Here is a 19,109-nt window from a genome sequence, read left to right on the forward strand (position 1 = left end):
GGAAATATGTTGTAAGACAAATAAACCGTTGTCAATCCTTGTGATGCCCAATTATGGTAAACGCGAGCGTGCTTTTGTTTAAATTGTGAACAAATGATCGCGAAATCCTCACGAAAGGCGCTGTCATTACCGATCGAAGGAGTGGCGCACAGGAATATTTGACTGACAACAAAGTCGGGTCGTCTGGACACGTGGCAGGGCGGAGCGCGGCGCCCGTGCGCCTGCGTGAGGCGATTCGCCATGAGGAGGGGGTGGGGAGGGGCGTCGCCGATCGTGCGGCGCCGGACAGGCGCCGCGGGCGCGCCGCGCCGCCCGCAGCGTGTGCGGGCGGCCAGGGCGTTAGCCCCGCGCGGATTGCCAGCCGAGCCCGAGGCTCTTTTGCAGCGACACGAAGTCCTTCAGCAACTCGGCCTTGCCGGAGATCACGTTCTGCTGCGCGTCGAACTCCTCGCGCTGGGTGTCGAGCAGATCGACGAGGCTCGCCGTGCCCGCGCGATAGCGCTGCCGCGTCAGGTCCGCGGAGCGTTGCGCGGATGCGAGGACCTTCTGCAGCGTGACGAGATGCGCGCGCTGATAGCCGAAGCGCGACAGGCCGTCATTGGCGTCCTGCAGCGCGCCGAGCACGGTTTTCTCGTAGTCGGCCTGCGCCTCGTCGCGCGAGGCCTCGGCGCCATGCACGGCGCCGAGCGTACGCCCGAAGTCGAGCACGTTCCACGACAGATAGGGCACCGCAAGCCACGTCGCATTGTCCCGGCGCAGCAGGTGGCCGGGGTCGCTCGCCGAGTAGCTGAGATCGCCGTAGAGCGTGAGCTTCGGGAAGAAGTCGGCGATGTGCTCGCCGATCTGCGCGTTGCTGGCCGCAAGCCGGCGTTCCGCCGCGCGGATGTCGGGCCGCTGGGCCAGCATCGCGGCCGGGTTGCCGATGCGCACGTCGGCGGGCAGCAGCGGCAGCGCGCGCGGCGTCGACAGCATCGCGTCGAGCGCGCCCGGCGCGTCGCCCGTCAGCACCGCGAGCTGGTCCAGCGCGATGTCGATCTGCGCCGCGAGCGGCATGAGCGTCGCGCGCGTCGTTTCGACCTGGGTGGTCAGGCGCTCGACGTCGACGTCCGCGGCCGTGCCGCCCGCGCGACGCTGCTCGGTCAGCGCGAGCATCTGCTGCTGCACCCGGGCCGTGCGCTGCGCAATCGCGAGCCGCTGCTGCTCGTCGCGCAGGTCGATGTACGCCTGCGCGACTTCGGCGGCGAGCGACACCCGGGCGTCCGCGAGATCGGCGTCCACCGCCTGCGCCTGGGCGCTCGCCGCCTGCACGGCGCGGCGCGTGCCGCCGAACAGATCGATTTCCCACGACGCGTCGAAGCCGGCCGTATAGAGCGACAGCGGGCCGCCGCCCGATGACGCGGCCGACGAATCGAGCGCCGACAGCGCGCTCAGGTCGGGCTCGCGCATGCGCAGCGCCGCCGCATCGGCTGAGAGCTTCGGCAGTTCCGCCGCGCTTTGCTGGCGCAGTTGCGCGCGCGCTTCGCGCAGCCGCGCCTGCGCGGCGCGCAGGTCGGGGTTGTAGGCAAAGGCGCGCGCGATCAGCGCGTCCAGTTGCGGGTCGCCGAGCGCGCGCCACCACGCGCTCGGCGCGGGCGCGGTCGCGATGCCCGTTGCCGGCATGCGCACGAACGTCGCTGCGTGGGTCGCCGCGGTCGCGACAGCGGGCGCGCCATGGTAGTCGGGCCCGACCGTGCAGGCGGCGAGCGCCGCGGCCAGCGCGCAGGGGAGGAGGCGAAAAGGGCGGAAGGCGTTCATGTCGTGGGAAGGAAAGCTTCGGTGGCGTCAGTGGCCGGCGGAGGACGCGCGTGCGCCGCGCTGCGGCGTGCGCAGCAGGAACGCGAGCGGGATGCACGCCAGCAGTGCGAGGCCGAGCAGCCAGAATGTTTCGGCATACGTGATAACGGTCGACTGCATCTGGATCTGCGCGGCGAGCTGGCCGAGCGCCTGCAGCTTCGCATACGCGAGGTCGCCGCTTTGCGTGAAGAACTGCGCGGCGCTCGCATCGATGCGCGCCGCGCCGATCAGCGAGTTGTGCGTGATCGAATCGCGCAGCAGCGCGGTGTGCAGCGCCTCGCGCCGGTCGATCAGCGTGCCGATGATCGCCAGCCCCACGGAGCCGCCGAGATTGCGCGCCATGTTGTACAGCCCGGCTGCGTCACCCGACTCCTCGCGCGAGACGGCGGCCATCGCCGCCTGGTTGAGCGGCATCATCGCGAGGATCTGCCCGACGCCGCGAATCAGCTGGGACCACGTGAAGTCGTGGCCGGTGCTCTGCGCGGTGAGCGTCGTGTCCAGCATGCAGCTGCAGGCGAAGAACAGCAGCCCGAGCACGACGAGCGCGCGGATGTCGACCCGGTCGAGCAGTCTCGGCAGGAGCGGCATGGTCAGCATCGCGGGCAGGCCCGACAGCAGCATCACCTCGCCGGACTGCTGCGCGTTGTAGCCGGCGACCTGGGCGAGAAACTGCGGCAGCAGATACGAAATGCCGTAGAGGCCGGCGCCGACCACGAACACGATGACGTTCACGCTCGCATAGCGCGCGTTGCGCATCAGCGCGAGGCGCAGGATCGGCTTTTTCGCGGTGAACTGCGCGATCGCGATCAGCGTCATGCCGGCGAGCGCGACCCACGTGAGCGAGACGATCATGTCCGAATCGAACCAGCGCTCGCGCTGGCCTTCTTCGAGCACGACCGTGAGCGAGCTCAGTCCGAGCGCGAGCCCGACGATGCCGACCCAGTCCGCGTTGAAAAACGCTTCCCAGTGCGGGCGATCCGGTTCGAGGCCGGCCAGCAGCAGCGTGATCAGCGTGAGGCACACCGGCAGGTTGACGAAGAAGCACCAGCTCCAGCTGATGTTCTCCGCGAGCCAGCCGCCGATCACCGGCCCGAGCAGCGGCCCGAGCAGCGCGGTGAGGCCGAATACCGTCATGCCGACGGCCATCTGCGACGGGGGCAGCCGCGTGCGGATGATCGTCTGCGCGGTGGGAATCATCGCGCCGCCGGTGAAGCCCTGGCCGATGCGCCCGGCGATCATGAGGCCCAGCGAGTTCGACCAGCCGCAGGTCATCGAGAAGAGGATGAACAGCCCGGCATTCGCGAGCAGGAAATTGCGCAGCCCGAAGACGCGCGTGAGCCACGCGGCGAGCGGGATCATCACGATCTCCGACATCAGGTACGCGGTGGAGATCCACGTGCCCTCGGTGCCGGTCGCGCCGATTTCGCCCTGAATCTGCGGCAGCGCCGAATTCGTGATCGAAATGTCGAGCGTCGCAACGAGTGCGCCGAGCGCGCCCGCGGCGACCGCGATCCAGTCGGCCGTCGTGGCGCGCCCGCCGTGCGGATGCGCGGGCGCGGCAAGCGCCGCGCGGGTCGGCGCGCGGCTACTCACGGCGGTTCTCGGCGTCGATGCGGCGCTCGTCCTCGCGCGCGGAACGTGTGTCCACGTCGACGGTGACCGACATGCCCGGCAGCAGCACGCTGCGGGTGCGCGGCCCCGTTTCGAGGCGGATGCGCACGGGCACGCGCTGCACGATCTTCGTGAAGTTGCCCGTCGCGTTGTCGGCCGGCAGCAGCGCGAACTGCGAGCCGGTGCCCGGCGAGAAGCTGTCGACGACGCCGTGCAGCGTGTGGCCGGGCAGCGCGTCCACCGCGATCTCGACCGGCTGGCCCTGGCGCATGCGGCCGATCTGCGTTTCCTTGAAGTTCGCGGTCAGATAGATGTTCTGGACCGGCACCACCGACAGCAGGCGCGTGCCCGGCTGCACGAACTGCCCGACCCGCACGCTGCGGTCGCCGACGCGGCCGGCGATCGAACTGCGGATCACCGTATGCTGCAGATCGAGCTGCGATTGCACGGCGCTCGCGCGCGCCGCCTCGAGCTGCGCGCGCGCCTCGCCGAGCTGCGCATCGAGTGCGCCGACCCGCGCGCGCGCGGCGGCGACAGCCGCGTGGTCGGCGGCGAGCGTGGCCTGATCCTGATCGCGCGTACTCCTGAGTTCTGCGAGACGCTCGTTGGTTTCCGCGCCGGTTGCCGCGAGCGGCGCGTACCGGTTGACCTCGTCCTGTGCGTGGCGCAGGCTCACGCGCGCCACCTGTTCCTGCGCTTGCGCCTGCGCGATGTTCGCGCGTTGCTGCGCGAGTTGCGCGAGCGCCTGCTGGACGTCGGCCGCGCGCGCGTCGACGGTGGCGTCGGCCTGCGCGAGCGCGGCCTGGTACTGGCGGGTGTCCAGCCTGACGAGCGGCGCGCCGGCCGTGACGGCCTGGTTGTCGGCGACGTAGACGTCGGCCACGTAGCCGCTGACCTTCGGCGCGACGGTGACGCTGTCCGCTGCGAGATATGCGTCGTCCGTGCTTTCGATGAAGCGGCCGACGAGCCACCAGTGCCCGAGCCCGATGCCCGCGCCGATGAGCACGGCCGCGCCGAGCGCCATCAGGATGAAACGTCGTGAGCCGCGTCGTTCCGGGCGGGCTGCTTCGTCCGCGGCGGCGCGCCCGGGTGTCCCTGCTGTCGTCGACATGATCGTGAAAACCTCAAATTATTCCGGATGGAAAAAGTATTCCGAGCGGAAAATATTCCATCCGGAAAACTTCTGTCAAGTGATATATTTTGAAAGATCAGCATGCGGGAACCCCATGAACGAAATCCGACGACCCCGCCGCCCACCCGAAGGCGGCTATGCGCGCGGCGACGAAACGCGCCGCAAGATCATCGAGGCAGCGATCTCCCTGTTTGGGCAGCATGGCTTCGCGGGCGCATCGACGCGCGACATCGCCGCGCGGGCCGGCGTGAACGCGCCGGCGCTGCAGTACTACTTCGAGAACAAGGAAGGGCTCTACCGGGCGTGCGCCGAGTCGCTTGCCGACGAGGCCTGGGGCGCGTTCGAGCCGCAGATCGCGCGCTGCCGCGCGGCGCTCGAACACGACGGCGCGATCGACGAACTGATCGACGCCTTCGTGGACCTGCAGGGCGCGGTCGCCGGGGTGATGTTCAGGAAGGGGAGCATGCCGGACAAGCGGCTGTTCCTCACGCGCGAGCAGAGCGGCGGCGAGCCGGCGATCGGCTCGCAGATCCTGCGCGCGCGCGTGCGCGAACCGCTGAATCGCGTGAGCATCGCGATGATCGCCCGCATTACCGGGCTACCCGAGGACGATCCGCTCGCCGCGGTGCGGATGTTCAGTCTCTTCGGGCAATTCATGCCGTTTCACTTCGCGCGGGAATCGACGTTGTCGATGCTCGGCTGGAGCGAGATCGACGGCGAGCGGATTGCGTATCTGAAGGCCTGCATCGGCGAGCAGACGCGTGTGCTGCTCGCGCATTGGCGGCGCGAGGCGCGCAAGGCGGGCCGGTCGCGCTAGGGGCAGGCAAGCCGGCGCCCGGCGATGCCGGGCCCGGTCATGTCGCCGCCGCGCGCCGCCGGAAGCCGTCGCGCGGCGGGCGTGTTCGCAGCAGGGGAAGGCCTGCGCGAACGCGACACTCCTGGTCGTCAGAAGCGATGCCGCATGCCGACCACGGCAAGGAACTGCGACTGCCCGGTGCCGTAGAACCCTTCATCCCCGATCGAGGCGGTGGCCGGCACGAGCGCGCCCGCATCGCTCAGCGTGTTGCCGCTCGCGTGCTGGTACACCGTCGATACGTAGAGGTCGGTCTGGGCGGACAGGAAGTAGTCCGATGCGAGCGAGATCTGGTTGTAGTTCGCGCCGGCGCCGCTGCCGCTCGCGCGGGTGAAGTTGTAGCCCGCCAGCAGACCCAGCGTCGGACCCGCCATGTAGTGAACGAAGGCCGAGCCGCTATTGAAGTTGAGCGTCGCGCTGGTGTCGAACTGATGGAAGCGCGAGTTGCTGTACGCGGCGCCGACGATGACATTGCCGAACGCGTACTGACCGCCGACGCGGCCGATTTCGTTGGAGCGGATGTTCGTGAACTGGACGACCGGGTTATCGTAGTTGAGGCCATCGGCGCTCGTGGACGACGTCACGCTGCCGTTCAGCGCGACCTGGTTGTCGACCCGGTTGACGATATAGCCGCCCGCGAGCGACAGGCCGCCGTTCGTGTACGATGCGGCCGCGCTGTAGACGCTGCCCGCCGATACCGAACCGGCCACGCCGTTCAGCGACGCCATCGCTTCGAAATTGAAGCCGCCGAGCGTCGGGCTCGCATACTTGATCGAGTTGTTGATGTGCAGCAACGCGTCGTAGTTGTCGACGTTGCCGACCGTGGCGACCAGCGCGCCGAAGTCGATGTCGGCGGTCAGCGGCTCCAGCAGGTCCGTAATCGGGTCGTATTGCCGGCCGAAGGTCAGCGTCCCGTACGTCTTCGACGCGAGTCCGACCCACGATTGCAGGCTGAAGAGATTGTTCGACTCGGCGAGCGCCCCGGAACTCGGCACGATGATGCTCTGCAGGTCGAAGATCGCCGAGAGGCCGCCGCCGAGATCTTCGGTGCCCTTGAGCCCGAAGCCGCTCGACTGGATGTTGCTGTTGACGAAGCCGATCCGGTGCGCGGTGCTCGTCACGCCGGCATTGGTGACGTAGCCGAGCGACGTGTCGATGACGCCGTACAGCGTGACGCTGCTCTGCGCATGACTCGCGCACGGAATGGCCGCTGCCACGGCGATGCCCAGACGCAGCAGTGCGTACGAGAGCGGGCTGCGTGACGGTACACGATGGGAATGATTCAAGTCGTCCTCTTATTTCGTTATGAGCCTGTCGCCCGGCGCGCCCGCGCGCCTTGCTGGCCGCGCCGCATGCCGGGTGCCTTTACGCTGGAACCGCGCGCGTTGACGGCAATGAGCCGGTGTCCGCGCGTATCGATGACACTAAAGGTCCATATTTCGCCGGATCTTCCAAATTGCGACATGCATTGCTCCAGGAGCGACGACCCCCGTCGCGCGTCGTGCCGGCCGCTCGATGCGCAATTGTTAAAGATGCGGTGACGGCACGGTGTCGCTGCACCCGGGGGGCGGGCGCCCGAGCGGCCTCCATCAACCTCTTTTTCTACGTTATGCGTTTTTTGTATAAGGTCATGCCGACATGGCATTAGACGATCCGGGGGCGTCCCTTCATCATCGCGTCTCCGCAGTCGACAGGTCCTTGCTTCCGACCCCCCGCCTCGACAACGCATCACACAAGCAGGCAAGCAGGCAAGCAGGCACGCGGGCCGTCGGCGCTGACGGCGCGCGCAGCGCCCACACCAGGTCGCGGGTGCACCCCGCCTGTCGCCGGTTGCGGTATCCCTATCGTAGGAGACAACGTGAATCAATCAATACAACGAAACATTGGCCCGTTCGCGCTGATGCTGACCGGGCTGGGTTCGATCATCGGGTCGGGCTGGCTGTTCGGTGCATGGAAGGCGGCGAAGATCGCGGGTCCGGCGGCGATCTGTGCGTGGATGATCGGGGCGGTGGTGATCCTGGCGATCGCGCTGACGTATGCGGAGCTGGGGGCGATGTTCCCGGAGTCGGGCGGGATGGTGCGTTACGCGCGCTACTCGCACGGGGCGCTGGTGGGGTTCGTCAGCGCGTGGGCGAACTGGATTGCGATCGTGTCGGTGATTCCGATCGAGGCGGAGGCGTCGATCCAGTACATGAGCACGTGGCCGTATCCGTGGGCGCATGCGCTGTTCGTCGACGGGTCGCTGACGACGCACGGGCTGCTGCTCTCGGCGCTGCTGGTGATCGTGTACTTCCTGCTGAACTACTGGGGGGTGAAGCTGTTTGCGCGGGCGAACACGACGATCACGGTGTTCAAGTTCGTGATTCCGGCGGCGACGATCGCGGGGCTGATGTCGGCGGGTTTTCATCACGAGAACTTCGGCGACGCGTCGAGCTTTGCGCCGTACGGGTGGTCGGCGGTGTTCACGGCGGTGGCGACGAGCGGGATCGTGTTTGCGTTCAACGGGTTCCAGAGTCCGGTGAACCTGGCGGGGGAGGCGCGCAATCCGGCGCGCAGCGTGCCGGTTGCGGTGATCGGCTCGATCCTGCTGGCGCTGGTGATCTACGTGCTGCTGCAGGTGGCGTATCTGGGGGCGGTGAATCCGGCGGAGGTGGCGAAGGGGTGGAGCCACTTCAACTTCAAGTCGCCGTTTGCGGAGCTGGCGCTGGCGCTGAACCTGAACTGGCTGGCGTTCCTGCTGTACGTGGATGCGTTCGTGAGCCCGAGCGGCACGGGCACGACGTACATGGCGACGACCACGCGGATGATCTACGCGATGGAGCGCAACCACACGATGCCGAAGATTTTCGGCGCGGTGCATCCGCTGTACGGGGTGCCGCGCCAGGCGATGTGGTTCAACCTGCTGGTGTCGTTCATTTTCCTGTTTTTCTTCCGGGGGTGGAGTTCGCTGGCGGCGGTGATTTCGGTGGCGACGGTGATCTCGTACCTGACGGGGCCGATCAGCCTGATGTCGCTGCGGCGGGCGGCGACGGACCTGGAGCGGCCGCTGCGCATTGCGGGGATGAAGGTGATCGCGCCGTTTGCGTTCGTGTGCGCGTCGCTGGTGCTGTACTGGGCGAAGTGGCCGCTGACGGGGGAGATCATCCTGCTGATGGTCGTGGCGCTGCCGGTGTACTTCTACTTCCAGGCGAAGTCGGGGTTTGCGGGGTGGGGCAGGGACCTGAAGGCGGCGTGGTGGCTGGTGGCGTATCTGCCGGTGATGGCGGTGCTCTCGCTGATCGGCAGCACGCAGTTCGGCGGGCGCGGCGTGCTGCCGTACGGGTGGGATATGGGCGTGGTGATCGTGGTCGCGCTCGGGTTCTACTACTGGGGCGTGCACTCCGGCTATCGCAGCCCGTATCTGGATGAGCGAAAGGACCCCGTCGCCAGCAAGGAGTGGGCGTTCGAGTCGGTCTGACGAGCGCGCGCTGCGCGGTGGCCCGTCGCGCGTCGCCGGCGCCGTGCACGAGACGCGCGCGGAAGGCGCGGGCGCGCCCGCCGCCTCTTGCGGCGCTTCCGGTTGCCGGTATACCCGGTCGCGAATGGCCTCGTCGTTGGCGGGCCGTTGGTTTGCACAGCGGCCACCGGCAGACCGCGCGGGTCTTTTACAGCGAGAAATTGTCGCAAGCCGGCCGGCGGCTGATCGACCGGCCGAATGCATTCGCGTAGACCGCAAGCGGGCGGCCGAGACCGGCGCCGCGAATTCTCGCAGGGATCCGTTTCACCACGCCGGCCTCGCGGTCAGAGCGAAATGCGCGTGCCGAGCAGCACGAGGAACTGGGCGAGCCAGTTGCTGTGCGCGGTCCACGCGGGCGCGGTGACGAACGGGCCGTCGGTGATCGCGTCGGGCCAGGCCAGCTCGACATATTCGCCGCCCGCCAGCCGTACTTCGGGCGCGACCGCGGGATACGCCGAAATCTTGCGGCCCGCGATCACGCCGGCGGCGGCAAGAATCTGCGCGCCGTGGCAGACCGACGCGATCGGCTTGCCGCTCTCCGCAAACGCACGGACGATCGCCAGCACGCGCGGGTTCAGACGCAGGTACTCGGGAGAGCGGCCGCCGGGAATCAGCAGGGCGTCGTAGGCGGCGGGGTCGGCGGACGCGAAGTCCGCATTCAGCGTGAAGTTGTGGCCGCGCTTTTCGGTGTAGGTCTGATCGCCCTCGAAGTCATGAATGGCCGTGCGGATCGTGTCGCCCGCCTTCTTGTCCGGCGTGACCACGTGCACGACGTGGCCGACCGCGCCGAGCGCCTGAACCGGTACAACCAGTTCGTAGTCCTCCACGAAATCGCCAGCCAGTACGAGAATGTTCTTTGCCATGAGGATGCTCTCCAGAGTGAGTGGGTGAGTGGGGAAGCGACAGTCCGCGCGGTGGAGGAGGCGGGGCCGGATGCGACGGGACGGCGTCAGCCGGTGCGGTATGCGTCCGGTGCCGCTCGCGCGCATCGCGCGGATCGCGATGTGGGCGACGCGCGGCAGCATGCGTCTCGCGAGCACCGGTGCGCACGATGCGTGTCAGGAAACCGGGTCATGCCGTCCGCCTCCGCGTTGCAAGGAGTGGTGCGGCATCTCGTGCGCCGCACGCGTTCCGATACAGTAAGGAAAGCACCGGCGCAGCGGGTAATAACCGGTTAAATCCCGCTCGGGATTTTCACTCGGCAGCGGGCCCGTGAGGCGCTGTGATGCGTTGTGATGCGTTTGAATGCGTGGAATGCGTGGCGATCGTCGCGGCGGGGCGTGGACGATATCGTCGGAAGAGGGGCGTGAGGCTATCGGACGGCCAGCGGGTCGGTGGTCCAGAGTTCGCCGCGCGCGGGGCGGTCGGGCAGGCTGAAGAAAACGGCGCGGGTGCCCGGAGCCGCATTGTCGTCGACGTGCGAGACCCGGATGCGGGTGCCCGAAGGCAGCGTGAGGCAGGCGCCGGTAGCGGCTTGCGTGTCCGCGCCGCTCGCGGGCGCCGGTGCGCCGCTGCCGGCGGGGCAGGCGAGCACGTCCGAACTCAGCGTATAGGTGCCGCCGGCCTTGAGTGCGGCCGTGCGCGAATGGAGCCACGGAATGCCGATCTTGAGGTAGACGAGCAACGCGGCACCGAGCAGCGCGACCGCGAGGATCTTCATCGTGCTGCCGGAACGGGCGGGCCTTGGCATCGGACGGTCTCCGTCAGTGTGATTCGGTTTTCGCGCTGATCCAGTCCATTGCCGCGAACAGCACGCCGGACACGATGAAGGTCAGATGCAGAATGACGAGCCAGCGAATGCGCTCGACGTCGAGCGGCAGATTGCGTTCGGTGAGGCTCATGAACGCACGCAGCAGCGAGATCGCCGAGATTGCGACGATCGAGCCGATCAGCTTCATCTTCAGCCCGGAAAAATCGAGCGTGCCCATCCAGCTGGGACGGTCTTCGCTGTTGCCGGTGTCGATCTTCGAAATGAAGTTCTCGTAGCCGGAAAAAATGACAATGATGACCAGGTTGCCGGCGAGCGACAGGTCGATCAGCGACAGCGTGGCGAGAATGATCTGCTCGGGCGCGGCGCTCATGATGCCGGCGAGCGCGTGTACCAGTTCGCGCACGAAGCCGGCGAGCAGCATCACGAGGCTCAGTGTCAGGCCCACGTAGAACGGCGCGAGCAGCCAGCGCGATTTGAACAGCAGGAATTCAAGCAGTCTTTCCGGACCGGTGCGGCGATGCATGGGCGACAATCCTCGAATCGCGGGTGAACGGTACGTCCAGCGCGCGTCGCGACGACATTGCGACGGCCTCGCGCGGCGCCGTGCACGGCCGCGACGGCTGGAGCGGGCGTGATTTTACCGTGTCCGCCGCACGCGCGGTGCGAGCGGGCATGCGCGATAGCGCGACGGCGTGACAGTGCGGCTGAGCGGCTGAGCGGCTGAGCGGCTGAGCGCCTGTGCGATCAGGCGACCAGGCGACCAGGCGACCAGGCGATCAGGCGATCAGGCGATCAGGCGACCAGGCGATCAGGCGATCAGGCGATCAGGCGATCAGGCGATCAGGCGATCAGGCGATCAGGCGATCAGGCGACGACACCACCGGTGTGGCCTGCGCACCGGCGGCGCCACGCCCGCTCACTGCGCGCGCGCGGAGGCCTGTGCGAGGGTGGCGACGCCGCAGAACCAGTCGACGCCGCGCGGTGCCTCGCGCCAGCGGGCGTTTTGCTGCAGCACGGTGGGGCACTGGTCCGATATCGTGAAGTCGGGCGCGTCGGCGGTGCAGGCCAGCGAGGCGCTCTCCGCGTCGGATGACGCGCCGGCCTCGGCCGCGGGTCGCGTGCGGTCGATGGCAGGCACGGCGAATGCGACAGCAGACGTGTGCGTCGCGAAAGCGCGGGCCGCGTCACGCGGAGTGCCGGGCGGCGCGTGCACGACGCCGTCCGCGGCGGGTGTCCCAAGCTGCGCAAGCAGTTGCTGCAGTTCGCCGATGCGGCCGCGATACCAGGTGTCGAGGCATGCTTCGTCGGTGCAATGCGCTTCGCGCCAGGCCCATTTGCGGTCGCTGTCCACGCGGAATGCACGCGGATCGGGGACCCGGCGGCGGGCTTGCCAGTAGAGGCGGCCGAGCACGTCGTCGAGTTGCGACAGCCGCGCGGTATGGCAGATCAGCTGCTCGGGCACCGAGCGGCCTCTGCGGCAATCGAAGCTGGTCGCGTGCGAGGACGACGCGACCAGCAGCAGGCTGGCGGACAGGACGAGGCGCAGTAATTTCATGGTGTTCACGCGAATGCGGGTCGATCGTGCCGCTCATGATCCGCGTCGTATGACAAGGGCAGCCCGCAAACACAGGACAACTTTCCGGACTCGTTACCAGAAATTTCACACAGGAAACAGGGTGTGCATGCTGCCGCATACCGTTGTGCGTGTCCCGCGAGGATGCGGTACGCTGTCGACGGTGGTGAGCCGGGATGCGCATCGAATACCAACCACACCACGCCCTTCCGGGAGACGCACATGCGACGACAGCTTGTCCCTCTGGTTCACGCCGCGCTGGCCGGCGTGCTGATCCTGCCCGCCGCGGCTCACGCGCAGTCGCCGGCCGTCACCAACGGCCCGGTGAACATGCGCGCGGGTCCGGCGCGCGACTACCCGCTCGTCGCGCAGCTCGGGCCGGGCACGCCGGTTACGGTGATGGGCTGCGTTGCCGGCTACAGCTGGTGCGACGTGGCGATGCCCAATCTGCGCGGCTGGGTGTATGCAGGGCGTCTGAATTACACCTACCAGGGCGCGCCGGTGCCCATCCTGAATTACGGAATGACGATCGGCCTGCCGGTCGTGACGTTCTCGATCGGCAGTTACTGGGGCAACTATTACCGCGGCCGCCCGTGGTATCGCGATCAGGCGCGCTGGGCGCATCGGCCGCCTCCGCGTCCGCCCGCGATGCGTCCGCCGGGCGGCCATCCGCCCGGGCCCGGCGGGCGTCCGCCGCCGGGGGGACATCCGCCGCCCGGCGGGCGTCCTCCGGGCGGGCATCCGCCGCAGGGCAGTCGTCCTCCGGGTGGGCATCCGCCGCAGGGCGGGCGCCCCCCTGGCGGCCGGCCGCAGGGGGGGCCGCCGCAGGGGGCGCATGGACCGGGCGGCCCGCGCCCAGGCGGACCGGGCGGCCGTCCGCAGGGCGGCGGGCGGCCCCAGGGCCACGGCGGCGGCGATCAGGGCAGGCCGCCGCAGCGCAACAACTGAGCTGCCGCGGCGGATCGGGCCCGCGCCGTCCCGACGGTGCGTGCGCTGCGTGCGCCGGCCGGTGCTGGCCGGCCGCAATGCGCGGCTGCCGCCCCGGCCGTCGCCGACGCTACGGCATCCTGACCGATACGGGGGCGCCGGCTGCGCGCAGCGCCGGCGTCCGTCGGGGACTCGCCAGCGCGGCGACGTTCCGCTACAGTCGTACTTCCGTTTGCTCCCCCTCCGAGGCAATCCATGCAACTGATCGGCATGCTGGACTCCCCGTACGTGCGTCGCGTGGCGATTTCGCTCGCGGTGCTCGGTCTGCCATTCGAGCATCGCAGCCTGTCCGTGTTTCGTCATTTCGACGAGTTCGCCCGCATTAACCCGACGGTCAAGGCGCCGACGCTCATCGAGGACGACGGCACGGTGCTGATCGATTCGACGCTGATCCTCGACTACCTCGACCACAAGGTGGCGCCCGCGGAGCGTTTGCTGCCGCAGGCGCCCGCCGCGCGTCTGCAGGCGCTCGGCACAATCGGCTTTGCGCTCGCGGCGGCCGAAAAGACCGTGCAGATCGTGTACGAGCGCAATCTGCGGCCGGACGCGTTCCAGTACGAACCGTGGGTCGAGCGGGTGCAGAAGCAGCTGCATGCGGCTTATGCGCTGCTCGAACCGGTCGTCGCCGCGGCGGGCGGGGGCTGGCTGGCCGGCGAGCGGCTGATGCAACCGGATATCACGGTGGCCGTCGCGTGGCGTTTCACGCAGTTCATGCTGCCGGGCGCCGTCGACGCGGACCGCTATCCGGCGCTGGCCGCGTTCTCGGCGCGTGCCGAGGCGCTGCCCGCGTTCGTCGGCGCACCGCTGGAATAGGCGCGCGGCGGCGCGCAGGGCCCGACCGCGGCGAGGAGACGCGATGCGCCCGCGCGTGCCCTTACGTCTCGCTCGCATGCCTTTACGTTTCGCTCGCCGCGCGCATTCCGGCGGGCCGATGCGCGTCTCAGGGCCTTGAGCGCCGGTATTCGACGGCGAACTTGATCAGTTCCGCTTGTCCCTCGATATCGAGTTTGCGCTTCAGGTTGAGCCGGTGGGTCTCGACCGTGCGCACCGACAGCCCGTTGCGCTGCGCGATCTGCTTGCTCGACAGGCCCTCGGCGAGCGCATCGAGAATCTCGCGTTCGCGCGGCGTCAGCGTTTCGAGCGGGGTTTGCAGCGCGCTCGCGTGAACCATCTTCGCGGCGAGCCCTGCGCTGAAAAACGTCTGCCCCGCGAGCACCGCGCCGATCGCGTCGATGATCTCGGCCGCGGGCGAATCCTTCAGCACGTAGCCGTGCGCGCCGGCGCGCACGGCTTGCGTTACGTATTCGATGTTGTCGTGCATCGACAGCATCAGCACGCGGATCGCCGGAAAGCGCTCGTGAAAGAGGCCGGCGAGCGTGACGCCGTTCATGCCGTTCATGCCGACATCCATCAGCACGAGGTCGGGCATGATGTCTTCGACGAGCGCGAGCGCTTCGCTCGCGTTGCTGGCCTCGCCCGCTACTTCGAGGTTCGGCACGCCTTCGAGGTGCAGGCGCAGCCCGTCGCGCACGAGCGGATGGTCGTCGACCAGGATGATTTTCGCCGGCTTGCCGAGGATCGTTTCGCTCATGACAGGGGATTCCCGTTCGATGTGGGGGCGACGGCCGGCGCGCCGCCGGCGCTGGCGGGTTGCGGCAGCGGCACATGGGCCGCCACGCGCGTGCGGCCGGGTTGCGAACTCATCGACAGCGCGCCGTGTAGCGTATCGAGACGCTCGCGCATGTTGCGCAGACCGATGCCGCCGCCCGCGTCGGCCTGTGCGCGCTCGACATCGAAGCCGCATCCGTTGTCGGCGATCGTCAGCGTCACGGCGTCTGCCGTGACGTCCAGCGTCAGATCCGCGCGGGTGGCCCGCGCGTGCCGGACGATGTTGTTGAGCGCTTCCTGCGCGATGCGAAAGAGCGCGGTATTGACGGTGTCGGGAAGCTCGGCGGCGCCCGCCTGCCCGACCCGCGAAAAGCCGATCGCGATGCCGGTCTCGTCGCCGAGTTCGCGCGTGAGCTGTTCGAGCGCGGCGGCGAGGCCGAGATCGTCGAGCATCGCGGGGCGCAGCGCGTGCGAAATGCGCCGGACTTCGCGCAGCGTGTCGGAAAGGCGCGCGAGGCCCGTGGCCAGCGCCGCTTCCGCGGCGGGCACGCGCCGGGCGGGTGCGTCGGCGCGTTCGAGACGCGTCAGCGCCGATTCGAGCAGCAGCTTGACCGATACCATCATCTGGCTGATGCCGTCGTGCAGTTCGCGCGACAGCCGCGCCCGTTCGTGCTCCTGCGACTCGACGACCTGCTGCGCGAGGCGCTTGAGCTTCGCGTCGGCGCTGCGCGACTCGCTCACGTTGACGACGAGCGCGCACAGCGCGATGGCGCCGAATCCGGCCAGCGCGATGGCGGCGATCCACAGCATCGTGTGACGGATCTGCGCCGACGCGCGCGCGTCGATGTGCGCGAGCGTCGTGTTGACGTCGTCGAGGTAGAGGCCGGTGCCGATCATCCAGCCCCAGCGCGGCAGCGGCACCACGTAGCCGAGCTTGGCCTCGATCCGGTTCGTCGAAGGCCGGTTCCAGACATAGCGGACGTAGCCGCCGCCATGCGATGCGGCGTCGATCAGCTGCTGGATCGTCAGCGCGCCGTGCGGGTCGCGCAGCATCCACCAGTTGTGGCCGACGAGGTTCGGCTCGCGCGGGTGCATCAGCGCATTGCCATGCATGTCGTAGACGAAGAAATAGCCGTCCGGGCCGAAGTCCATTTTCGCGAGTATCGCGAGCGCCTCGCGCTGGGCCATCCGGTCGTCGCGCGCGTTGGCGCCGCTCGCGTCGTACAGCGGGGCGATCGCGCTCGTCGCGAGCTCGACGTAGTGCCTGAGCTCCTTGCGCTTGCTCGACATGTAGGCGGCCTCGACGGTGGCGCGCTGGGCCCGCGCGAGCGAGGTCGCCTGCTCGCGCACGCCGACGCCGATGCCGGCGATCGCGAGCAGGAAAGGCGCGATCGCGAGCAGAAAAATCTTGACCTTGAGTTTCATCACAGGATTCCAGGTGTCGACGCCGCGCCAGAGCGGTTTCCGCTGGCACGCCGGCGAAAGCGAATCCTACCGCGCCGCGGCATCCGGCGTATCGGTCGCGCTGGCCGGGGCGATGGCGCGCGTCTGCGCCGCATGCCGCCGGGAAGCGGCGCGATCGCGCGCCGGCAGCGCGCCAGCGAAGGTCGGCGAAACCGGCGAAACCGGCGAAACCGGCGAAACCGGCGAAACCGGCGAAACCGGCGAAACCGGCGAAACCGGCGAAACCGGCGAAACCGGCGAAACCGGCGAAACCGGCGAAACCGGCGAAACCGGCGAAACCGGCGAAACGGTGCGGGTCGGCAGCGGGGATTGTTATCGAACGCGCGGATCTTTTGAATTCGGAGAATCTTGTACGTGCGATTACGTAGCGGCGGCGAAATCGGGCTGTCGTCATGGCCGCGACGGTGCAGTACGTAGTTTTACGCAATCCGGCTTACGTAGTCATGCGCTTGTGGCGCGCCCCTTCGCCGCAGATACTACGGCCGTTCATCGCATGCCGGATTGGCGGGGGGCACAGCCGCTGTGTCCCCGGACAATCGCGCGCTTCGCCTGTCTGGCCACGCGGCATGCCGATCAAGACTTCATAGCCAGTCCATCAAGGAGTCAATCATGGAGACCTCCCATCCGCCGCGGCGATCGTGGCGTTCGCTGATCCTGCTTTTGCCGTATTTCGCGCTGCTATGGCTGCCGTTCTACAGCGGCGGGCAGCCGTCGCTGTTCGGCTTTCCCTTCTTCTACTGGTACCAGTTTCTCTGGGTGCCGATTACCTCGCTGCTGATGTACGCCGTCTACCGGAGCGCCAAATGACCGAACCCACTTCGATCAATACGACGGCGCTCGCGATCTTCATGGTGTTCTTCGCGCTGATCACCGTGCTGGGTTTCGTCGCGGCACGCTGGAAACGCGGCGACCTGTCGCAACTGCACGAGTGGGGGCTCGGCGGACGCCAGTTCGGCACGGTCATCTCGTGGTTCCTGGTGGGCGGCGATTTCTACACTGCCTATACGGTCATTGCCGTGCCGGCGCTCGTCTACTCGGTGGGCGCGTATGGATTTTTCGCGCTGCCGTACACGATCATCGTCTATCCGTTCGTGTTTGCCGTGATGCCCAGGCTCTGGCAGGCGTGCCATCGCCACAACCACATCACCGCAGCCGATTACGTGCAGGGCGTGTTCGGCGGCAAGTGGCTGCCGGCGGCGATCGCGCTGACGGGCATCGTGGCGACGATGCCTTATATCGCGCTGCAGCTCGTCGGCATGCAGGTGGTCATCAAGAGCCTCGGCATCAACGGCGAAATGCCGCTGATCATCGCGTTCGTGATCCTCGCGCTCTATACGTACGCAAGCGGTTTGCGCGCGCCCGCGATGATCGCGTTCGTCAAGGACATCATGATCTACATCGTGGTGATCGTTGCCGTGTGCTGGATTCCGACCCGGCTCGGCGGCTACGGCGCACTGTTCGACACGGCGGACAAGTACTTCGCGGCGAAGGGCGGCGCCACCGGCATTCTGCTGAAGCCGTCGCAGTTCACGGCCTATGCGACGCTCGCACTCGGCTCCGCGCTTGCCGCATTCATGTATCCGCACACGATGACCGGCGTGCTCTCGTCGCGTTCGGCCGAGACCGTGAAGAAGAACGCGATCTTCCTGCCGGCCTACACGGTGCTGCTCGGTCTGATCGCGCTGCTCGGCTACATGGCGATCGCAGCCGGCGTGCACGTGAAATCGCCGTCCGACGTCGTGCCGGTGCTGTTCCTTACGCTGTTTCCGTCGTGGTTCGTCGGTTTCGCGGCGGCGGCGATCGCGATCAGTGCGCTGGTGCCGGCGGCGATCATGTCGATCGGCGCGGCCAACCTGTTCACGCGCAATCTGTACCGGCCGTTGCTCGCACCGGATGCCACGCCCGAGAAGGAGGCCGCCAATGCCAAGCTCGTGTCGCTCGTCGTCAAGTTCGGTGCGCTGCTGTTCATCGTCGCGCTGCCGACGCATTACGCGATCGACATGCAGTTGCTGGGCGGCGTGTGGATCCTGCAGATCTTTCCGGCGGTGGTGTTCTCGCTCTATACGCGACGCCTGACGGCACGCGGCGTCTTCGCCGGCTGGCTCGCGGGCATCGTGCTGGGCACCTGGCTTGCCGCCGTGCAGGGCCTGAAGCCGGTCTATGCGCTGCATCTGGGCGGCGCGACGTACCCGGTCTATATCGGCCTGATCGCGCTCGCACTGAACATCGTCGTGACGGCCGTGATCTCGGTCTGGAATCCCGCGCCCCGGACGAAAGTGGCTGCGTCGTAAGCGCACGGAGACGCCGCCGCCCGGCACCTGCACCGGTACGAGCGGCGCAGGTGTCGACGCGAGGGACGGGGGCGAACCTGCGGTCTTCCCCGTCTTCTTCGTCCCCGTTGCGTTCTTCGCGTGAGGCGTTCGCGCCTGGCCGCGCCGATTGGGCGGATTGTGCGCGCGCGTCGACGCGCGGTCTTCCGGCGACGCCGATCCGAGGTGCCGTGGGGCCGGGACGGGCGGCAACGCATGTGCCGCGCGCACGGCGAGCCTGAGCCGCTTCATCGCGCGGTTGCAGGGCGGGGTGTCGGAGGCGAGGGCCAGCACCTGCCCGGCGGCGAGCGCATCCAGCGACATTGCGAGCGACAATCTCGACCGGTTGTCGCGTACCGGGGAGCCGGTGCGTCGCTGCAGCAAGTCGCCCCCCATGATGCAGCCGACGCAGGCGCCCGGCAGAACGCCGGGCATCCACGCCGTGCCGACACGCTCGTCGGCGAGGCCCGCGGCCCTTATCGACTCGCGCTTCATCATTGATGGGCGTCAGCGGTACCCATGGCGGGTCGCT

Annotated in this window: 17 protein-coding genes; 7 read left to right on the plus strand and 10 right to left on the minus strand. The window is 68.1% G+C overall.

What is annotated here, in order from left to right; translation table 11 throughout:
• Window positions 1-339: 339 nt before the first annotated feature.
• From AC3AP7_RS04950 to AC3AP7_RS04960, 3 genes are read right to left on the minus strand one after another with little or no spacing between them, the layout of a single operon-like run.
• Window positions 340-1,794 carry an efflux transporter outer membrane subunit gene (locus tag AC3AP7_RS04950; RefSeq protein ID WP_475764771.1) on the minus strand — a complete coding sequence of 485 codons (1,455 nt, stop codon included), beginning with the start codon at window positions 1,792-1,794 and terminating at the stop codon, window positions 340-342.
• Between the two features lie 27 nt (window positions 1,795-1,821).
• Window positions 1,822-3,426 carry a DHA2 family efflux MFS transporter permease subunit gene (locus AC3AP7_RS04955; RefSeq protein WP_475764770.1) on the minus strand — a complete coding sequence of 535 codons (1,605 nt, stop codon included), beginning with the start codon at window positions 3,424-3,426 and terminating at the stop codon, window positions 1,822-1,824.
• Window positions 3,419-4,555 (minus strand): HlyD family secretion protein, encoded by a 1,137-nt coding sequence (locus AC3AP7_RS04960; RefSeq protein WP_475764769.1) that lies wholly within the window; start codon window positions 4,553-4,555, stop codon window positions 3,419-3,421. Before AC3AP7_RS04960 ends, AC3AP7_RS04955 begins: the two co-directional genes overlap by 8 nt.
• A gap of 115 nt (window positions 4,556-4,670) precedes the next feature.
• Here AC3AP7_RS04960 and AC3AP7_RS04965 point away from each other — a divergent pair, with 115 nt between their 5' ends.
• Window positions 4,671-5,393, plus strand: a complete 723-nt coding sequence (locus AC3AP7_RS04965; protein WP_475764768.1) for a CerR family C-terminal domain-containing protein — start codon at window positions 4,671-4,673, stop codon at window positions 5,391-5,393.
• A 128-nt stretch (window positions 5,394-5,521) separates the two neighbouring features.
• On the opposite strand, the gene AC3AP7_RS04970 is transcribed toward AC3AP7_RS04965, so the two are convergent.
• Window positions 5,522-6,715, minus strand: a complete 1,194-nt coding sequence (locus tag AC3AP7_RS04970; protein ID WP_475764767.1) for a porin — start codon at window positions 6,713-6,715, stop codon at window positions 5,522-5,524.
• A 572-nt stretch (window positions 6,716-7,287) separates the two neighbouring features.
• Between AC3AP7_RS04970 and AC3AP7_RS04975 the strand changes: the two genes are divergently transcribed.
• Window positions 7,288-8,886: an APC family permease gene (locus AC3AP7_RS04975; RefSeq protein ID WP_475764766.1), complete on the plus strand. Its 1,599-nt coding sequence runs from the start codon at window positions 7,288-7,290 to the stop codon at window positions 8,884-8,886.
• A gap of 323 nt (window positions 8,887-9,209) precedes the next feature.
• On the opposite strand, the gene AC3AP7_RS04980 is transcribed toward AC3AP7_RS04975, so the two are convergent.
• The 4 genes from AC3AP7_RS04980 to AC3AP7_RS04995 all read right to left on the minus strand — a co-directional run bounded on the left by AC3AP7_RS04980 (window position 9,210) and on the right by AC3AP7_RS04995 (window position 12,191).
• Entirely contained in the window at window positions 9,210-9,788 is a 579-nt protein-coding gene (locus tag AC3AP7_RS04980) for a DJ-1/PfpI family protein (RefSeq protein WP_475764765.1), read from the minus strand.
• A 449-nt stretch (window positions 9,789-10,237) separates the two neighbouring features.
• Entirely contained in the window at window positions 10,238-10,615 is a 378-nt protein-coding gene (locus tag AC3AP7_RS04985) for a hypothetical protein (RefSeq protein WP_475764764.1), read from the minus strand.
• Window positions 10,616-10,628: 13 nt separating this feature from the next.
• Window positions 10,629-11,159 (minus strand): TIGR00645 family protein, encoded by a 531-nt coding sequence (locus AC3AP7_RS04990; protein ID WP_475764763.1) that lies wholly within the window; start codon window positions 11,157-11,159, stop codon window positions 10,629-10,631.
• 393 nt (window positions 11,160-11,552) lie between these two features.
• Window positions 11,553-12,191: a lysozyme inhibitor LprI family protein gene (locus AC3AP7_RS04995; protein ID WP_475764762.1), complete on the minus strand. Its 639-nt coding sequence runs from the start codon at window positions 12,189-12,191 to the stop codon at window positions 11,553-11,555.
• Window positions 12,192-12,431: 240 nt separating this feature from the next.
• Between AC3AP7_RS04995 and AC3AP7_RS05000 the strand changes: the two genes are divergently transcribed.
• Both AC3AP7_RS05000 and AC3AP7_RS05005 read left to right on the plus strand, forming a co-directional pair.
• On the plus strand, window positions 12,432-13,157 hold the full coding sequence (locus AC3AP7_RS05000; protein WP_475764761.1) for an SH3 domain-containing protein: 726 nt from the start codon (window positions 12,432-12,434) through the stop codon (window positions 13,155-13,157).
• A gap of 234 nt (window positions 13,158-13,391) precedes the next feature.
• Window positions 13,392-14,009, plus strand: coding sequence for a glutathione S-transferase family protein (locus AC3AP7_RS05005; RefSeq protein WP_475764760.1), 618 nt, complete (start codon window positions 13,392-13,394; stop codon window positions 14,007-14,009).
• 127 nt (window positions 14,010-14,136) lie between these two features.
• On the opposite strand, the gene AC3AP7_RS05010 is transcribed toward AC3AP7_RS05005, so the two are convergent.
• Both AC3AP7_RS05010 and AC3AP7_RS05015 read right to left on the minus strand, forming a co-directional pair.
• The gene (locus AC3AP7_RS05010; protein WP_475764759.1) at window positions 14,137-14,787 is read right to left on the minus strand and encodes a response regulator; all 651 of its coding nucleotides are present in this window, start codon (window positions 14,785-14,787) and stop codon (window positions 14,137-14,139) included.
• Window positions 14,784-16,229, minus strand: coding sequence for a cache domain-containing protein (locus AC3AP7_RS05015; protein ID WP_475764758.1), 1,446 nt, complete (start codon window positions 16,227-16,229; stop codon window positions 14,784-14,786). The genes AC3AP7_RS05010 and AC3AP7_RS05015 overlap by 4 nt, the downstream gene beginning before the upstream one ends.
• Here AC3AP7_RS05015 and AC3AP7_RS05020 point away from each other — a divergent pair.
• From AC3AP7_RS05020 to mctP, 3 genes are read left to right on the plus strand one after another with little or no spacing between them, the layout of a single operon-like run.
• Complete coding sequence (locus tag AC3AP7_RS05020) at window positions 16,213-16,920, plus strand: hypothetical protein (protein ID WP_475764757.1); 708 nt, start codon at window positions 16,213-16,215, stop codon at window positions 16,918-16,920. The two genes, AC3AP7_RS05015 and AC3AP7_RS05020, sit on opposite strands and share 17 nt — an antisense overlap.
• Window positions 16,878-17,075 carry a DUF3311 domain-containing protein gene (locus tag AC3AP7_RS05025; protein WP_475764756.1) on the plus strand — a complete coding sequence of 66 codons (198 nt, stop codon included), beginning with the start codon at window positions 16,878-16,880 and terminating at the stop codon, window positions 17,073-17,075. The genes AC3AP7_RS05020 and AC3AP7_RS05025 overlap by 43 nt, the downstream gene beginning before the upstream one ends.
• The gene (gene mctP, locus AC3AP7_RS05030; protein WP_475764755.1) at window positions 17,072-18,559 is read left to right on the plus strand and encodes a monocarboxylate uptake permease MctP; all 1,488 of its coding nucleotides are present in this window, start codon (window positions 17,072-17,074) and stop codon (window positions 18,557-18,559) included. Before AC3AP7_RS05025 ends, mctP begins: the two co-directional genes overlap by 4 nt.
• The last annotated feature ends 550 nt before the right edge of the window (window positions 18,560-19,109 follow it).

The organism is Paraburkholderia sp. PAMB 6770 (assembly GCF_057748135.1).